Source organism: Actinomadura sp. 3N407 (assembly GCF_052245875.1).
Classification (GTDB): Bacteria; Actinomycetota; Actinomycetes; order Streptosporangiales; family Streptosporangiaceae; genus Spirillospora.
On the sequence record NZ_JBQQBP010000007.1, the window covers coordinates 195,719 to 209,515 of the forward strand.

Annotated in this window: 16 protein-coding genes; 8 read left to right on the forward strand and 8 right to left on the reverse strand. The window is 72.1% G+C overall.

Annotation, left to right across the window (positions count from 1 at the left end):
* The first annotated feature begins 58 nt into the window (after window positions 1–58).
* The 5 genes from ACTWPP_RS19650 (at window position 59) to ACTWPP_RS19670 (ending at window position 3,221) form a co-directional block, all read left to right on the forward strand.
* Complete coding sequence (locus tag ACTWPP_RS19650; protein WP_443105740.1) at window positions 59–1,036, forward strand: DUF6247 family protein; 978 nt, start codon at window positions 59–61, stop codon at window positions 1,034–1,036.
* A complete protein-coding gene (locus tag ACTWPP_RS19655) occupies window positions 1,033–1,299 on the forward strand; it encodes a hypothetical protein (protein WP_443105741.1) in 267 nt (88 codons plus the stop codon). Before ACTWPP_RS19650 ends, ACTWPP_RS19655 begins: the two co-directional genes overlap by 4 nt.
* A gap of 123 nt (window positions 1,300–1,422) precedes the next feature.
* The gene (locus ACTWPP_RS19660; protein WP_443105742.1) at window positions 1,423–1,818 is read left to right on the forward strand and encodes a BlaI/MecI/CopY family transcriptional regulator; all 396 of its coding nucleotides are present in this window, start codon (window positions 1,423–1,425) and stop codon (window positions 1,816–1,818) included.
* Window positions 1,815–2,465 (forward strand): hypothetical protein, encoded by a 651-nt coding sequence (locus ACTWPP_RS19665; protein WP_443105743.1) that lies wholly within the window; start codon window positions 1,815–1,817, stop codon window positions 2,463–2,465. Before ACTWPP_RS19660 ends, ACTWPP_RS19665 begins: the two co-directional genes overlap by 4 nt.
* A gap of 189 nt (window positions 2,466–2,654) precedes the next feature.
* On the forward strand, window positions 2,655–3,221 hold the full coding sequence (locus ACTWPP_RS19670) for a hypothetical protein (RefSeq protein ID WP_443105744.1): 567 nt from the start codon (window positions 2,655–2,657) through the stop codon (window positions 3,219–3,221).
* A 236-nt stretch (window positions 3,222–3,457) separates the two neighbouring features.
* On the opposite strand, the gene ACTWPP_RS19675 is transcribed toward ACTWPP_RS19670, so the two are convergent.
* The 3 genes from ACTWPP_RS19675 to ACTWPP_RS19685 all read right to left on the reverse strand — a co-directional run bounded on the left by ACTWPP_RS19675 (window position 3,458) and on the right by ACTWPP_RS19685 (window position 5,731).
* Entirely contained in the window at window positions 3,458–4,111 is a 654-nt protein-coding gene (locus ACTWPP_RS19675) for a class I SAM-dependent methyltransferase (protein ID WP_443105745.1), read from the reverse strand.
* 343 nt (window positions 4,112–4,454) lie between these two features.
* Window positions 4,455–5,333 (reverse strand): M56 family metallopeptidase, encoded by an 879-nt coding sequence (locus ACTWPP_RS19680; RefSeq protein WP_443105746.1) that lies wholly within the window; start codon window positions 5,331–5,333, stop codon window positions 4,455–4,457.
* A complete protein-coding gene (locus ACTWPP_RS19685) occupies window positions 5,333–5,731 on the reverse strand; it encodes a BlaI/MecI/CopY family transcriptional regulator (protein WP_443105747.1) in 399 nt (132 codons plus the stop codon). Before ACTWPP_RS19685 ends, ACTWPP_RS19680 begins: the two co-directional genes overlap by 1 nt.
* 201 nt (window positions 5,732–5,932) lie before the next feature.
* On the opposite strand from ACTWPP_RS19685, the gene ACTWPP_RS19690 reads away from it, so the two are divergent.
* Entirely contained in the window at window positions 5,933–6,652 is a 720-nt protein-coding gene (locus ACTWPP_RS19690) for a hypothetical protein (protein WP_443105748.1), read from the forward strand.
* A 54-nt stretch (window positions 6,653–6,706) separates the two neighbouring features.
* Here the strand turns inward: ACTWPP_RS19690 and ACTWPP_RS19695 are convergent, their stop codons facing one another.
* From ACTWPP_RS19695 to ACTWPP_RS19710, 4 genes are all read right to left on the reverse strand, one after another.
* Window positions 6,707–7,021, reverse strand: a complete 315-nt coding sequence (locus ACTWPP_RS19695; protein ID WP_443105749.1) for a hypothetical protein — start codon at window positions 7,019–7,021, stop codon at window positions 6,707–6,709.
* Between the two features lie 22 nt (window positions 7,022–7,043).
* Window positions 7,044–7,952, reverse strand: coding sequence for an alanine racemase (locus ACTWPP_RS19700; RefSeq protein ID WP_443105750.1), 909 nt, complete (start codon window positions 7,950–7,952; stop codon window positions 7,044–7,046).
* Entirely contained in the window at window positions 7,949–8,200 is a 252-nt protein-coding gene (locus tag ACTWPP_RS19705; RefSeq protein WP_443105751.1) for a hypothetical protein, read from the reverse strand. The genes ACTWPP_RS19700 and ACTWPP_RS19705 overlap by 4 nt, the downstream gene beginning before the upstream one ends.
* A 193-nt stretch (window positions 8,201–8,393) precedes the next feature.
* Complete coding sequence (locus ACTWPP_RS19710) at window positions 8,394–9,764, reverse strand: hypothetical protein (protein WP_443105752.1); 1,371 nt, start codon at window positions 9,762–9,764, stop codon at window positions 8,394–8,396.
* A gap of 112 nt (window positions 9,765–9,876) precedes the next feature.
* Between ACTWPP_RS19710 and ACTWPP_RS19715 the strand changes: the two genes are divergently transcribed.
* The gene (locus ACTWPP_RS19715; protein WP_443105753.1) at window positions 9,877–10,533 is read left to right on the forward strand and encodes a TetR family transcriptional regulator; all 657 of its coding nucleotides are present in this window, start codon (window positions 9,877–9,879) and stop codon (window positions 10,531–10,533) included.
* Window positions 10,530–10,919 carry a phosphomannose isomerase type II C-terminal cupin domain gene (locus ACTWPP_RS19720; RefSeq protein WP_443105754.1) on the forward strand — a complete coding sequence of 130 codons (390 nt, stop codon included), beginning with the start codon at window positions 10,530–10,532 and terminating at the stop codon, window positions 10,917–10,919. Before ACTWPP_RS19715 ends, ACTWPP_RS19720 begins: the two co-directional genes overlap by 4 nt.
* A 62-nt stretch (window positions 10,920–10,981) precedes the next feature.
* Here ACTWPP_RS19720 and ACTWPP_RS19725 read toward each other — a convergent pair whose 3' ends face one another.
* Window positions 10,982–13,777: a family 20 glycosylhydrolase gene (locus tag ACTWPP_RS19725; RefSeq protein WP_443105755.1), complete on the reverse strand. Its 2,796-nt coding sequence runs from the start codon at window positions 13,775–13,777 to the stop codon at window positions 10,982–10,984.
* Between the last annotated feature and the right edge of the window lie 20 nt (window positions 13,778–13,797).

Genomic DNA, 13,797 nt, shown 5'->3' on the forward strand with positions numbered 1-13,797 from the left:
GGTGAATGAGGGGGACGGGCCGACCCCGCGTCGTGGTGGTTCTGCGTAGACTTTGCGGGTGACCGCCGAGAACGCCGATGGCGTAGAGGAGACCGGCCGGCGGCAGTCCGCCCGGGCCAATCGGCGTGAGAAGATCCTCCACGTCGCGATGGAGATCTTCGCCGCGCGCGGCTACAACAACGCCTCCCTGGCCGAGGTCGCCGCCCAGGTCGGACTCACCCAGCAGGGGCTCCTGCACTACTTCCCGTCGAAGGTGGGCCTGCTGACCAGCGTGCTCGCACACCGGGACGACGCGGAGATCGATGAACTCGCTCCCGGACGTCCCCAGGGGCTGGCGTTCCTGCGCCACCTGGTCGAGACCATGCGGCGCAACGCCACCCAGGAAGGCATCGTGCGGCTCTACACCGTGCTTTCCGCCGAGAGCGTCACCACCGGTCACCCGGCCCAGGACTACTTCCGCGACCGCTACAGCGGACTGCGCGTCCTGATCATGGATGCGCTGCGCGAGGCCCGCGAGTCCGGCGACATAGCCACCAGCCTGGACGACGACACCGTAACGGCGGCGATCATCGCCGTCATGGACGGGCTCCAGGTCCAGTGGCTGCTCAGCCCCGAGACGATCGACATGGCCACCGCCACCCAGGCCGTCATCACCGCACTGGTCGGCAACGGCCTCACCTCCGAACGCGCGGACCACGGACTCTTCGCTCCGGCCGCCGGCCCACCGGAGTCCCCGCCGGGACCGCCGGGGAAGGACCTGCGGTCGATCAGGGCCGCGTTGCCGCCCGAGGACCGCGCGGCCTTCGACTCCGGGCTGCGGCGGGCGATGAACGCCGCCGCCGATCACTTGGATCTGACGCCCCTTCAGGAGTTCATCGAGACCTGGTGGCGTATCGCGGTGATGTCGATCGACCCGGACGGGCGGCGCGCCGCCGACCAGGCCGCCGAGGCCGTGCTGCGCGGTGAACCGGTGCCGATGGCCGACGCCACGGAGATGATCAGGCGGCGTCTCGCCGAGCACGAGGACAGCCGTTGATCTACCGCGTCGAGGAGACCAAGGACGTTCTCGCCGAACTCTCCGCCTTCCCCCACCAGGCCCTGACCGCCTACCTCGATCTGCGGACGAGCCTGGGAACGGAGCCGTGGAACGGCGCCCAGTACAACCCCGACGACCCCGCCGGCGCGAACGTCCGGACACAGCGGTTCGGGGCAGGACGCGGGATCGCCAGGTACGTCATCATCGAACACCACGAAAGCAGCGAACATCGCGTGGCGGTCATCAGAGTGACCTGGGCCTGAAAGACCGAGCACAGCGTCCGCCCTCACCTCCTGCGCGGCCTGCTCGGACGGCGACGCCCGGTGACTGCGGCCGTCCGACCACCGAGGTAGGTTAGGAGGTTACGCAGAGGGAAGGGAGTGCCGGTGCCCGGGTTCGGGGAGCTGGAGGCCGCGATCATGGACCGGGTGTGGGCGGCCGACGAGCCGGTGCGGGTGCGTCACGTCGTCGATGACCTGCAGCGCAGCCGCGAGATCGCCTACACCACCGTCCAGACGGTGATGGAGATCCTGTACCGCAAGGGGTGGCTGGCCCGGGAGAAGCAGGGCAAGGCGCACTACTACTGGGCCGCGGCCTCCCGCGAGGACTACACCGCCGGCCTGGTGGAGGAGGCGCTGGCCACCACCACCGACCGGGCCTCCGCGCTGGTCCGCCTCATCGGGCGCATGGATTCCGCCGAGGTCGCCGAACTGCGCCGGGCCATCGATCAGGCCGGGACCGAGTCCGGCGACGGCGGCGAGGCCGGGGACGCGGCGCCGTGACGATCGCCCTGGTGCTGTTCGGATACGCGGCCCTGCTCGGGGTCGCCGCGCCCTGGCTGCTGCGGCGCGGCTGGGCTGATCACGCCCCTCGGCTGGCGGTGGCGGCCTGGCAGGCGGTGACCGCGACCGTGGTGGTCGCCGTGGCGCTCGGCGCCTTGGCCCTGGCCGTGCCCACCGCACCGTTCAGCGGCAACCTGGCGCACCTGCTGGAGGCCTGCGTGCTGGCGCTGCGGTCCCGGTACGCCACGCCGGGCGGGGCCGCGATGGCCTCCGCGGGCGCGATGCTCGGCCTGGCCGTCATCGCGCGTTGCGCCTACTGCGCGGTCGCGGAACTGACGAAGGCCGCGCGGCAGCGGCGTCGCCACCGCGACGCGCCGGCCGAGTTGAACGCCAACGACCATGGCCCCTGGGCGATCGACGGCAAGCCGGTGGCCGCCACGACCACCCTCACCGGCACGTCCCGCGGCGAAACCCCCGGTGCCAGGACTCCGGGCGGCGAAGACGCACCGGTGGACGTGGCGATCACGGTCGCGCTCAGCGATGGGAAGGCGGCCGTCGGGTCGGCGGGTGCGGGTGCGCGAGGGGCAGCGGGTACGGCTGCAGGTGAACGCGGATCAGTCCGACACGGTCCATGTCCACGGCTATGACCTGGAGCGGCCGGTCGGCCCGGGCAGCCCGGCCGTGATCGAGTTCACCGCGGACCGGACAGGGCTGTTCGAGGTGGAGACGCACAAGAGCGGTGTGCTCCTGGTCCAGTTGGCGGTGCGTTGAACCCGCCGTTGCCGGGCCGGCACGGTGCCGCTTCCGAGACCGTTGGCACCGTCCTGGCGCACGGGGTGGGAGGGCGGCAGGATCTGCCGATCCCGTTCTGGCCCGCGGTGACCGGCGCCGCGGCCGCGGTGCTGATCTCGTTCGCCGCGACGGGACTCTGGTGGCGCGCCTCCCGGTTGCGCGGTGACGCTGCGGGCCGTCCGCTGCCTGACGCGGTGCAGCAGGTGGCCGACGGGCCGGTGCTGCGGTGGACGCTGCGGCTGGCCGGCCTGGGCCTGGCGGCCTTTGTGGCCGTGGCGGCGCTGCTGGGGCCGGACGACCGGCTCAATCCCACCGCGGGGATGGTGTACGTGGTGTTCTGGGCGGGGCTGATCCCGGCCTCGCTGCTGGCCGGGCCGGTGTGGCGGCGGCTGAATCCTTTGCGCACCGTGCACCACGCCATCGCCGCCTGGCCGGACGCCCACCCGAAAAGGGGGCGCGGCCATATCCGCACCGAATGGATTGCTGGCCCGCCGCGCTCGGCCTGTTCGCTTTCACCTGGCTGGAGTTGGTGGCCCCCGACCGCACCTCTCCCCGTGTCCTGCTGGCCTGGTTCACCGTCTACGCGGCCGCGCACCTTCTCGGCGCGTTGACGTTCGGGTCACGCTGGTTCGACCGCGCCGACTCCTTCGAGGTGTACTCGGCGCTGATCGGGCGGCTGTCGCCGTTCGGGCGGCGTCCCGACGGCCGCCTGGTGGCGCGCAATCCCTTCAACGGGCTGGACGGGCTGCGGACCGGGCCGGGGCTTGTGGCGGTGGCGTGCGTGATGCTCGGCTCCACCGCCTACGACGGCTTCTCCAGCGCGCCCGCCTGGCTGGACTTGCCACCGTCAGGGTGCGGTCGGCTTGCGGGCGGTGAGCCGCTCCACGATGCCGAGTTTGAAACGCTGTACCTGCTCGACGGTGAATCCGGCGGCGCGTACCTGGTTGAGGGGCCTGCGCCGGAAGTGCTCTTCCGCCTGCGGGACGGTGAAGAGCTCCAGGAGCCGTTGCAGCCCGCGCACCGGCATCGAGGAGCTTTCGATGTGGTCGGCCAGCACCAGCCGCCCGCCCGGGCGCAGCACTCGGCGCATCTGGCCGACAGCGGTGTCGATCTCGGGGATGGAGCACAGGCTGAATGTGCAGACCACGGTGTCGAAGGCCGCGTCCTCGAAGGGCAGGGCGTGGGCGTCGCCCTGCAGGAGCTTCACCGGACGGTCCAGCTCGGCCGCCCGGGTACGCGCGATGGCCAGCATCCCATCGCTGAGATCTATCCCGGTCAGGCTGACCTGGCCGGGATAGACGGGGAGGTTCAAGCCGGTTCCGATCGCCACCTCCAGCACCTCGCCGGAGGCTTGCGAGCACGCCCACCGGCGGGAATCGCCGAACAGGCGCCGCTCCCAGAAACCCATCTGCCGGTCGTAGCCGCCGGCCTTCTTGTTCCAGTAGCGCTGCAGTTTGGTGCTGCGTGCGACGTCATCGCGGGTCTCATGTGATTCGGACATGGCACCTTCCTTCCGCTTATGAGATGACCAGCCGAGCGAAGCCCATGTCGACGCTGGGCGCGACCACGGACACCGGCCCATGGCCGGGGCATGCATGCCGAGCACGTACGCCACTGCCCGCAGGTCCCGTGACGGGCTGCCGATCCGGTGCGGACCGCCACGATGAGAAGGTCCGTGGCGATCCATCGACCGGCGACGGCCGACCGCGCCCGGTTCCGCCGCCAAGCCCGCGGCCGAACCCGCCGACACCCTTCCCCGGCCTCCCGGCGGGATACCCGATCCACTTCTACTATATCGAGATAGTACTACGTACTCATAGTACAACTGGGAGGCTGTGGAGCGATCAGCTCATGCAGCAGACGCCGGCGGCGCCGCACAGCCGGTAGGCGAATACTCCGTAAACGGCGATGACCGCGGCGCCGGGGAGGCTCCGCAGCACCGCACCGCGCCCGATCATGGTGATGACGCGCGGGCTGCGGCCCGTCTCCAACTGGGCGACACGCGCCTCCAGCAGCGCGGGCCCACCCATCGCCGCCATCGCGGTCCCCGGCCGTCCGGCCGGTTCACCGGTGGCCTTGAGCATCGCACCGGCCACCGCGGCGACGCCGCACCGGCGGACGGCGGCACGGTCGGCCCGCAGTTCCTGGCGGTCCAGGAACCGCTGGAGGACGACGCCGACCAGCGGGACGACGAAGAACGCGGCGCCCCAGGTGCGCAGCACCAGCACCTTGAGCGGGTCACGATGCCGGACGTGGTAGTCCTCGTGGTGCAGCAGCGCCACCAGCTCGTCCCGGGCGGCCCGCTCGACCAGGCCGGAGCTGATCACCACCGCCGGCCGCCAGATCCCATGTGTGAACGCGTACGGCGCCTCCCCGGCGATCTCCACCACCGGGTGGCGGCCGCGCACCTGGTCCATGGCGGTGACCAGATCCGGTGAAGGGCTCACCGCAGCCGACGCCACCCACCGGCTCAGCTTGCGGTTACGCCGGAACTGCCGGATCAGCGCCGTCAGCCCGGTCGTAATGACCCCGCCCCACAGCAGCGCCATCAGCACGCCGAAGGCGGCGCGCGAGACGGTCAGCTCGGGAACGGAGGTCCGGCCGGTCACGGCACCGATCACCATGACCAGGAAGCCGCCCACCATGAGGGCGCCGCAGACCGCACCGGCGATGAGCGGCCCCAAAAGGCCCGCATGCATCAGCGTCCGGTCGGCAGAGCGCATCAGGAGCCCTCTCCCGCTTCGGGCGAACTCGAATCCAGCAACCGTTCCAGCCGGTGCCGCAGCTGTGGCTCCGCGCGCATCTGATCGACGAAATAGGTCACGGCCGCTGCTCCGTGGTCGCGGACGACGTCCTTGACGGCGAGTTCGGCGGCGTCCCGCACCGCCGCCTGGTACAGGTAGCCGCGCCCGGCCGCCGTCCGGGTGGCCGCGCCACGCGCGGCGAGCCTGCCCAGCACCGTCATCACGGTGGTGTAGGCCAGCTGCTCGTCCCGGCGGCGGTTCAGCCGGTCCAGGACCCCTCGCACCGGCAGGGGCTCGTCGGCCGCCCACAGCTCCGCCATCACCTCGGCGCCCAACGGCCCGAGCAGCTTGGTCAACTCGCCACCGGGTCCACTCACCCCACCATCATCTACTATCTGAAAATCGTAGACAACTGGGCCGCGCGCCTTCGCCGACGATGGTCGCTCGCCTGACCTGGGCGTGCCGCCACCGCCACCGGGGACGGCCGATTCGGACACATCCCGGGCAGGCAATACAACTAAACACCTTAGTTGTTTCGGTAGATTGGGGTGGTCCACGACTCGCAGGAGGTCCTCCAGATGGCGTCGAAGCGCGGCACGGCCGCCAAGCAGAACCAGGCCAGGCAGCCGGCCAAAGAGCGCGTCGCTGCGATGCGCAAGCAACAGGCACGCCGGGAACGACGCGAACGCATCGTCATCTTCGGCGCGGTCGGCGTCATCACCGCCGCACTGATCGGCGGAGGGACCTGGGCGGTGGTCAGCCAGGGCGGCTCGGGAGAACAGTCCGCGTTGCCCACGGCGATCAGCGGGAGCGGCACGTCCGAGCCGCCGTGGCCGCTTCCCGCCGACCCGGTGTCGGTGGCCCGCGAGGCCGGGCTGACCGTGCAGCCGATGGAAGGCACCGCCAAGCACTTCCACGCCCACCTCGACGTGCCGGTCAACGGCGAGGAGGTGACCGTGCCGGCCAACCTGGGCATCCATCCCAGCGGCAACGCCATGTCCGAGCTGCACACTCACGACGAACGTGGTGTGCTGCACGTGGAGGCGCCCACCGCGAACAAGCGCTACACCCTCGGTCAGGTGTTCGCCGAATGGGACGTACGCCTGACCGCCGGTGCCATCGGCGGCCTGCGGGCCGACGGTCAGAACTCATTGCGCGCCTACGTTGACGGCGAGCAGGTCACAGGCAACCCGGCCGACATCGAACTCAAGCCGCACCGGCAGATCGCGCTCCTGTACGGCCCGGCGGACGCCAAAGCGGACGTGCCCGCGGAATACGACTTCAAGCCCGGCGAGTGACCGGACACCGATGAATCGCTGCCGCCCGTCACCGCGGCGGCCTCGGGCCGGGGGTCAGCCGCCGGCGCGTCTTGACGGCGGGTCGGCGGGCATCGCGCGCCGCAGCAACAGACAGGCTCCGGCGATCACGGCGGTCATCATGAGCGGCGGCAGGAACGAGAACCGGTCGGCGGAAGTGCGCAGCAGCTCGGCGTGCATTTGCTGGTTGATCTCCAGCGCTATCAGCAGCATCGCCGTGATCGACCAGAAGACCCGGCGGTCGCCGATGCCCACGTTCACCCACCGCCCGGAGATCCACCCGGCGATGTGCCGTACCAGCAGCCCGGCCGCGCCGATCACCAGGGGAAGCTGATCGGGTTGTAGCGCCATGCCATCGCCGCATCGCCGCTCATCAATGCGTGCATGCTCCGGGTGCCCCGCACAGCGGGTCCATGATCCCCGCGGGCAGGACGCTCAGATGGGTGGCGCGATCGGTGACGTACGCGCCGTCGTAGCCGACCGGCGTGCCCGCCGGTGCCGCCGTCGTGTGCACGATCGGTGCGGTCAGGCGGGACGCGCCGCGCATCTCCACCGTCCCGGAGGGATCGATGCCGACCAGTCCCGCCCCGACGCGGACCATGCCGAAATGCGTCGCCGGGTCGGTCAGCGTCCCCGACGTGGCCGCAAGATGGGCGAGCGGCGCCCCCAGCCCCGCCGCCCGGACCGCCCGCCGCGCCGCCCGCATGGCGGCGACCGCCGGCGCGTTCGCCGCGGGGTCGGCCCGGTCGGCCAGGGGAAGGTGCCCCATGACGCCCACGACGCGGACCCTGCGAGCGTGGTGACCGCGCCGCGCCAGCCCGATCAGGTCGTCCCACTGCCCGCGGGGGCAGCCGCCACGCGACATCCCGGTGTCCACATGCAGATGAACCCGCACCTCCGGCGAGGTTTGGGCAACAAGGGCGCCGAGCTCGTCCACGGACCCGACCGCGACGTCGACCCCGGCGGCCGCCGCCGCTCCGGCGTCGATCCCGGACGGGTGCAGCCAGGTCAGGATCGGCACCGCCAACCCCGCCGCGCGCAACGCGGCAGCCTCCGCGACGCTCGTCGTCCCGAGCCACCCGGCACCGGCGGCGACGGCGGCCCTGGCGACCGTGACGGCGCCGTGGCCGTAACCGTCGGCCTTGACCACGGCCATGATCGTGCTCGCGGTCCGCGCACGGATCCTGGCCACGTTCGCGGTCACCGCCACCGGCAGCGTCTGCAGGGTCGGCGGCCGAAAAGTGCCCGCTCGGCGTTCAAGCGCGACCGGCACCTGATTCACGGCCGCGTCCTCGGGTCCTCGGCCGGATCCGCGAACATCGGCGGGCAACCGCCGCCGACGTCGGGAATGACACCGTCACCCTCGCCCAGCGCGGTCTGCCTCCCGGTCGACCCGTCATCTTCGGCCGACGAACTCGACGGGGTGGACGCCACGAGCGACCGCCGCACGGCGAACGCGGCGATCGCTACACAGAGGATCGCCAGCCCGGCGAGCTCGGTCCTGCTCGTACGACGGGCTGGCGCTGACATTGATGCGCTGTGGTCCATGCCTCCACGGAAGACGGAAGGCTGTTGCGGTGGCGTATGCGATTTTCGATACGCTCGCGATACACGAGATCCCCGGTGTCAAAAGGAGACGGCGCAAGCCACGGTGTCGCGGCGGAGCGGCGTCCCCTGAAGACCACCACTGAACTGCAGGTCGGCAAGCCCCAGGCCCGGTCCGCTAGATGATCGCCACGTCGTAGAGGATCCGTTTCATCGACGCCTCCGGCAGGCCGGGATTGCGGGCCGCGCTCCCGGCCGCCTCCGGGTCGTCGAGCAGTTCCAGCAGCCGGGCGACCGGCAGCCGCGCGTCCCGGGCCGCCGCCGCGCGCACGCCCGGGTCGCCGTCCCGGCTGAGCCGCTCGACGGCCCCGGCGCCGAGCCCGGGATCGCGCAGCGCCAGGGTGCGGGCGACCGGGTCGTCGGCGCAGGCGAGCCGGGCGAGGCCCGCGCACGGGAAGTTGGGATGCCCGACGCGGTCCAGCCGGGTGATGAACGGCGACTCCAGCGCCACCGCGAGCAGAAGGTCCCCGGGCGGATCGGGATGGCATTCCGACAGCAGCATCCGGACGACGAAGTCCTCGTCGCCGGCGAGCAGGGCGACGAGGTCGGCCGGCAGGTGCGGGCTGTAGGCGGCGAAGCGGCGCAGCGCCACGTGCGCGGACGTGGCGTACCGGCGCATCAGGACGAGGTCGTCCAGCCGCGTCCAGAACCACTCCGGCGGATGGACCCGGTCGTTCGGCCCGACGTGGTAGTCGATGGCCGCGCGCTGCTCCTCGGTCAGCTCCGGGCGCAGCGACACCGCGAGCCGCACCTCGTGCTCGGGGTCGGCGGCGAGGACCTCGACGAGGCCGGGCGGCAGATGCGGGTTGGCGGCGACCGCGGCGCGCGTGGCGGGGCGGTCGTGCCGGCACAGCTCACGCGCCTGCTCGTCGTCCAGCGGGAGGGTGGACACCGCCGACGCCTGGCCGGTGGCCAGCAGGGGCGCGGCGAACTCCGGGCGGCGGTGGCAGGCGAGCCGCATCGCCAGCCGCCGGACGGCCGGGTCGGCGTCCTCCAGCGCCGCGTCGACGACCTCGTCGGGCGGCTCCGGCCAGGTCAGCAGCGCCCCCATCCGGACCTTCGCGTCCGGGTCGGCGGCGAGCGCGGCCCGGACGCCGTCGGGCAGGGCCGCGTTGTCGCACAGGGCGTCGCGCACCCGCGAGTCGGGGTCGGCCGCGAGCCGCGCGAGGACGTCCCGGGGGAGGGGCATCGCGGGCTCCCACTGCTCCGGGGCCGAGGCCACCGCCCGCCGGACGACGGGGTCGGGGTCGTCGGCGAGGCGGGCGCGGAGCGCGACCGGCGCGTGGCCCGTCGTGGCGACCAGCCGCCGGGTGCGCGGATCGGGGTGCCGGGCGGCCGCCTCGTACACGGCGTCCGGAACCCCGGCGCGGCGCAGCAGCGCGTTCCGCATCCGGGGTTCGGCGCGCTCCAGGATCAGCAGCAGGAGATCGGCCGGGGCGGCGGGGTTGGCGGCCAGGCCCTCCAGCCGCACCGAATAGAGCGTCCGCACCCTGATCACGGTAGCCGCTCGGACCGTGCGGCGGGAGGTTCGCCGGTGCGCGAGTTCCGCGCAGGCCAGGCGGTGTTGTCACCGGGTAACACCCGCGGATACCTTTGCGTCCATGACAAGTGCGCAGGGCGGGCCCGGCCCGGGATCACGGCGCGATCCCGGGCGCCGCCGTGCGCTGCTCGAGGCCGCCGACCAGGTCATCCAGCGGGAGGGCCCGGAGGCGTCGATGGCCGCGATCGCCGCCGAGGCGGGGATCAGCAAGCCGATCCTCTACCGCCACTTCGGCGACAAGAGCGGCCTCTACCAGGCGCTGGCCGAGCGGCACACGCGCAAGCTGATCGAGGGGATCCGGGAGGAGTTCTCCCGCGACGACCCGATCCGCGCCCGCGCCCGCTCCACCATCGACACCTACCTGTCGACGATCTCCAAGAACCTCAACCTCTACCGCTTCCTGATGCACCGGGCGAGCGCCGAGGACACCGCCACGCACAGCGCGATGAGCACGATGATCCGCGACGTGAGCCGGGAGCTGGCCGAGGTGATGATCGCCCAGGGCGCGATGGCGGACCGGACCCGCGCCTACGTGTGGGGCCACGCGATCGTCGGCATGGTGCAGACGGCCGGCGACTGGTGGCTCGACCACGACGAGGAGGTGCCGAGGGAGGCCGTCGTGGACGGCCTCGTCGACCTCGTCCTGGGCGGGCTGCCGGCGGCGGTGTCCGGCGCCCGCGACACGCAGATGTCCGACGAACCACGATCCCCGAGGTGACTGTGCAGACCGACGCGCGCGTGCAGACCGACGTGCGGCCCGACCCGGCCGTGGAGACCGAGCGGCGGCCCTGGGGGAGCTTCGAGCGCTTCACGCTCAACGAGCCGTCCACCGTGAAGATCATCCACGTGGAGCCGGGGCGGCGGCTCAGCCTGCAGCGGCACCGCGACCGTGACGAGCTGTGGGTGGCGCTCGACCCGGGCGCGGTGTTCGAGGTCGCGGGGCGCCGCATCCTCCCCGAGGTGGGGGAGCGGGTGCTGATCCGGGCCGGCGAGACGCACCGGCTGAGTTCGGACGGCCAGGCCGTGCGCGTCATGGAGATCGCGTTCGGGCACTTCGACGAGGACGACATCGAGCGCCTGGAGGACGAGTACGGGCGCGCCTGACCCGGGAGAACGGCCCGGCCGCCCATGCGAGCGGACGACCGGGCCGTTGCCGTCATCGGCGGCTACTGGAGAAGCGTCCAGTGGCCGCGGGTGATGCCGGGCTCCTGGCCGCTGCCCGGGCGGGTCGCCCGGAACAGCTCGCCCCGGTGGCTCACCAGCGCGCCGGTCTCATAGGACGCGCCGTCCTGCCATGCCGGTACGCCGACCGGTGAGACGCGGCTGGTGCGGCCGTCCGCGCCGCGGGTGCGGGTCAGCGCGTACGCGCCGGCCTTCACCGGTGCCGTGTACGGCCGCCAGTGCCGTCCGTCCGTCGAGTACTCGATGGCCATGCCCGGGTTGCGGACGTTCGCCGACAGCGTCCCGCCGGAGATCTTCGCGCCGGGCGGCGGGATGCGGTAGTTCACGCCCTCCCCGCGCAGGCCCACCGGCTCGTAGAACGACAGGAGCGGGAGCGTCTTCTGCCCGAGCGTGTTGGTGAACACGTTCCACGCCGCGCCCATCTCGCCGGGAGCCGGGGTGTCGCGGTTCCAGGCCCGCTCGGCGGCGCCGAGGAGCTTGGGGAACGCCTGGTACTCGCGGATCTCGGGCGCCTTGCCGTTCTCGCCCCACAGCTGCGCTTCCAGGCCGAGGATGTTCTTCTTGCCCTCGGGCGTGAGCTTCGTCCACGACGGGTTCGGCGTGATGGGGTTGCCCCAGCGGTCCTCGGTCGCGTTCGCGTACACGTCGAACGGCTGGTAGGTGAACGTGCTCTTCTCGTCCACATAGGCGGCCCAGTAGTAGCCGGGCTCGTCCGGGTCCTTGTTGTAGGCGAGGTCCATGTACAGGTTGGTGGCGTGGGCGAGGATCACCGGCGTGCCCTCGTTGGCGAACCGGTACGCCCAGTCCTCGCGTCCCCAGCCCCACACGTTCTGCCAGGGCAGCGGGGTGAAGCCCTCAAGACGGAACGAGCGCGTCGGGTCGGTGACGTCCTCCCACCCGGCTGTCTTGCCGGCGACCTTGCGCGCGATGGCGTTCCAGCGGGTGAAGAACATCTCCTTCAGTTCCTCACCGGACTTGCCCGCGGTCTCGGGGTTGTTCTTGCACGCCGGCGACCCGGACCACCAGCCCTCCGGCGGGCCGGGCGGCTCGTCGCCGCCGAGGTTGATCCGGTCGAGCGGGACGCCCGCCCGGTCGTACATCTTCGACACCTCGGACACGACCTTGTCGAGGAACGTGTAGGTGCTGTCCAGGCACGGGTTCACGAGGTTGTCGTTGTAGTACTGGACGCTGACGTGCTCGCTGGTGTCGGCCGGGTCCAGCAGCCGGTACGCGGAGTCGCGCGTCCGCTCGTAGCGGTGCTCCATCGACTGGACGGCCGCGCGGGCGTGCGCGGGGAAGTTGAGCTCGGGGATGACCTCGATGTGCCGCTCGGCCGCGTACCGCAGGATCTCCTCGAACTCCCGGACGGAGTAGAAGCCGCCGCCCTTGCCGACGAAGTTGAGGGTGCCCTGCTCGAAGCCCTGGTACGCGGGCGCGCGCCCGAGGTTCGCCTCCGTCTCGTCGCGCGCCTTGCCGGAGATGCCGTCGCCGTGGCCGAGGTCGTTCGCCGACCCCATGCCCTGGTGCAGCGCGTCCGTCTCCTTCAGGTCGAACTCCCGCTTGGAGCCGTAGCCGGTCAGCTCGGGCAGCCCCGGTATCTGCAGCCGCCACCCCTCGTCGTTGGTCAGCCCGAGGTGGAGCTTGTTGAGCTTGGTGAAGCTCATCAGGTCGAGGAACTTCTTGATGGTCCGCCCGGTCTCGAAGTGGCGGCCCACGTCGATCTGCAGGCCCCGGTAACCGAACAGCGGCGCGTCGGCGATCTCCGCCCGCGGGACGTCCACCGTGGACGGGCGGTGGCCCCGCGCCGCCGCCTCGTAGCCGCCGGCGGGGACGAGCTGCCGCAGCGTCTGGATGCCGTACAGCACCCCGGCGCGGTCGGCGCCGACGATCCGGACGCCCCGGCGGGTCGCGGTGAGGGTGTATCCCTCGGCGTCGGCCTCGCCGTCGTCGTCGACGTCCAGCTCCGGGTCCACGCGCAGGGAGATCGGCGCGCCCGGTCCGCGGGCGAGGTCGCTCAGCGCGGAGCGAAGGTAGCCTTCCTCGCCGCGCAGCGAACGCGGGGCCGAGATGCGCGACCGGCCGCCGATCCCGACCGTGCCGCCGGTCGCGGTCGCCGACAGCGGCTGCGGGACGAGGCTCTGCCGCAGCGTGAGGTCCATCTTCGGCGAGGTGTTCTCGGCGTACCGGGTCGCCGCCGTCTCCACCGGGCGGTTGTCTCCGGAGAACGCGGTCGTCTGCTTGGGGTCGGACGGGTCGAGGAGCGTCTTGGCCGGTACCCACTGCGGCTTGCCGCCGCCGAAGGCGATCGTCCATCCGGCGGGGGCGTCGGACTTGTGGACGGCCCACAGCTCGACGTTGATGTCGATCGTCCGGCGTTCACCGGGTGCGATGGCCTTGAAGCCGTCGGCCGGTTCGAGCGTGTAGAAGTCGCCGCTCTGCGCGGCGTCCGCCCGGGCGACCGCCAGGCCCTGGCCGGCGAGCTGCTTGCGCGCGATGTCGCCCGCTGCGCCCTCGAGGACGGCGGCGGGCCGGCGGACGGCGTTGAAGTACATGGCCCATCCGTCGCCGCCCAGGGCGCAGTGGCGGTCGTGGTTGGCGATGGTCAGCCGCGCGAGGTGGTACTGCGCGTCGGCGACGGTGTGGTCGACGGGCTGGTAGGTCAGCAGGAGGTCGCGGGCGTCGGGATGGCAGGCCGCCGACGCCGCACCCGGCGTGACGACCGCCGCGAGGGCGGCGGTGAGCGCGGCGGCCGACAGCACGGCCGTGTGTCTGTTCGGCATAAATAGGAAAGTAACCTAAT

Excerpts from the sequence above, each read along its gene's own strand:
- ACTWPP_RS19680 (WP_443105746.1), bottom strand. The coding sequence starts at position 5,333 with ATGCGCTCTGCCGACCGGACGCTGATGCATGCGGGCCTTTTGGGGCCG.
- ACTWPP_RS19725 (WP_443105755.1), bottom strand. The coding sequence starts at position 13,777 with ATGCCGAACAGACACACGGCCGTGCTGTCGGCCGCCGCGCTCACCGCC.
- ACTWPP_RS19695 (WP_443105749.1), bottom strand. The coding sequence starts at position 7,021 with ATGGCGCTACAACCCGATCAGCTTCCCCTGGTGATCGGCGCGGCCGGG.
- ACTWPP_RS19675 (WP_443105745.1), bottom strand. The coding sequence starts at position 4,111 with ATGTCCGAATCACATGAGACCCGCGATGACGTCGCACGCAGCACCAAA.
- ACTWPP_RS19690 (WP_443105748.1), top strand. The coding sequence starts at position 5,933 with ATGGCGTCGAAGCGCGGCACGGCCGCCAAGCAGAACCAGGCCAGGCAG.
- ACTWPP_RS19705 (WP_443105751.1), bottom strand. The coding sequence starts at position 8,200 with ATGTCAGCGCCAGCCCGTCGTACGAGCAGGACCGAGCTCGCCGGGCTG.
- ACTWPP_RS19715 (WP_443105753.1), top strand. The coding sequence starts at position 9,877 with ATGACAAGTGCGCAGGGCGGGCCCGGCCCGGGATCACGGCGCGATCCC.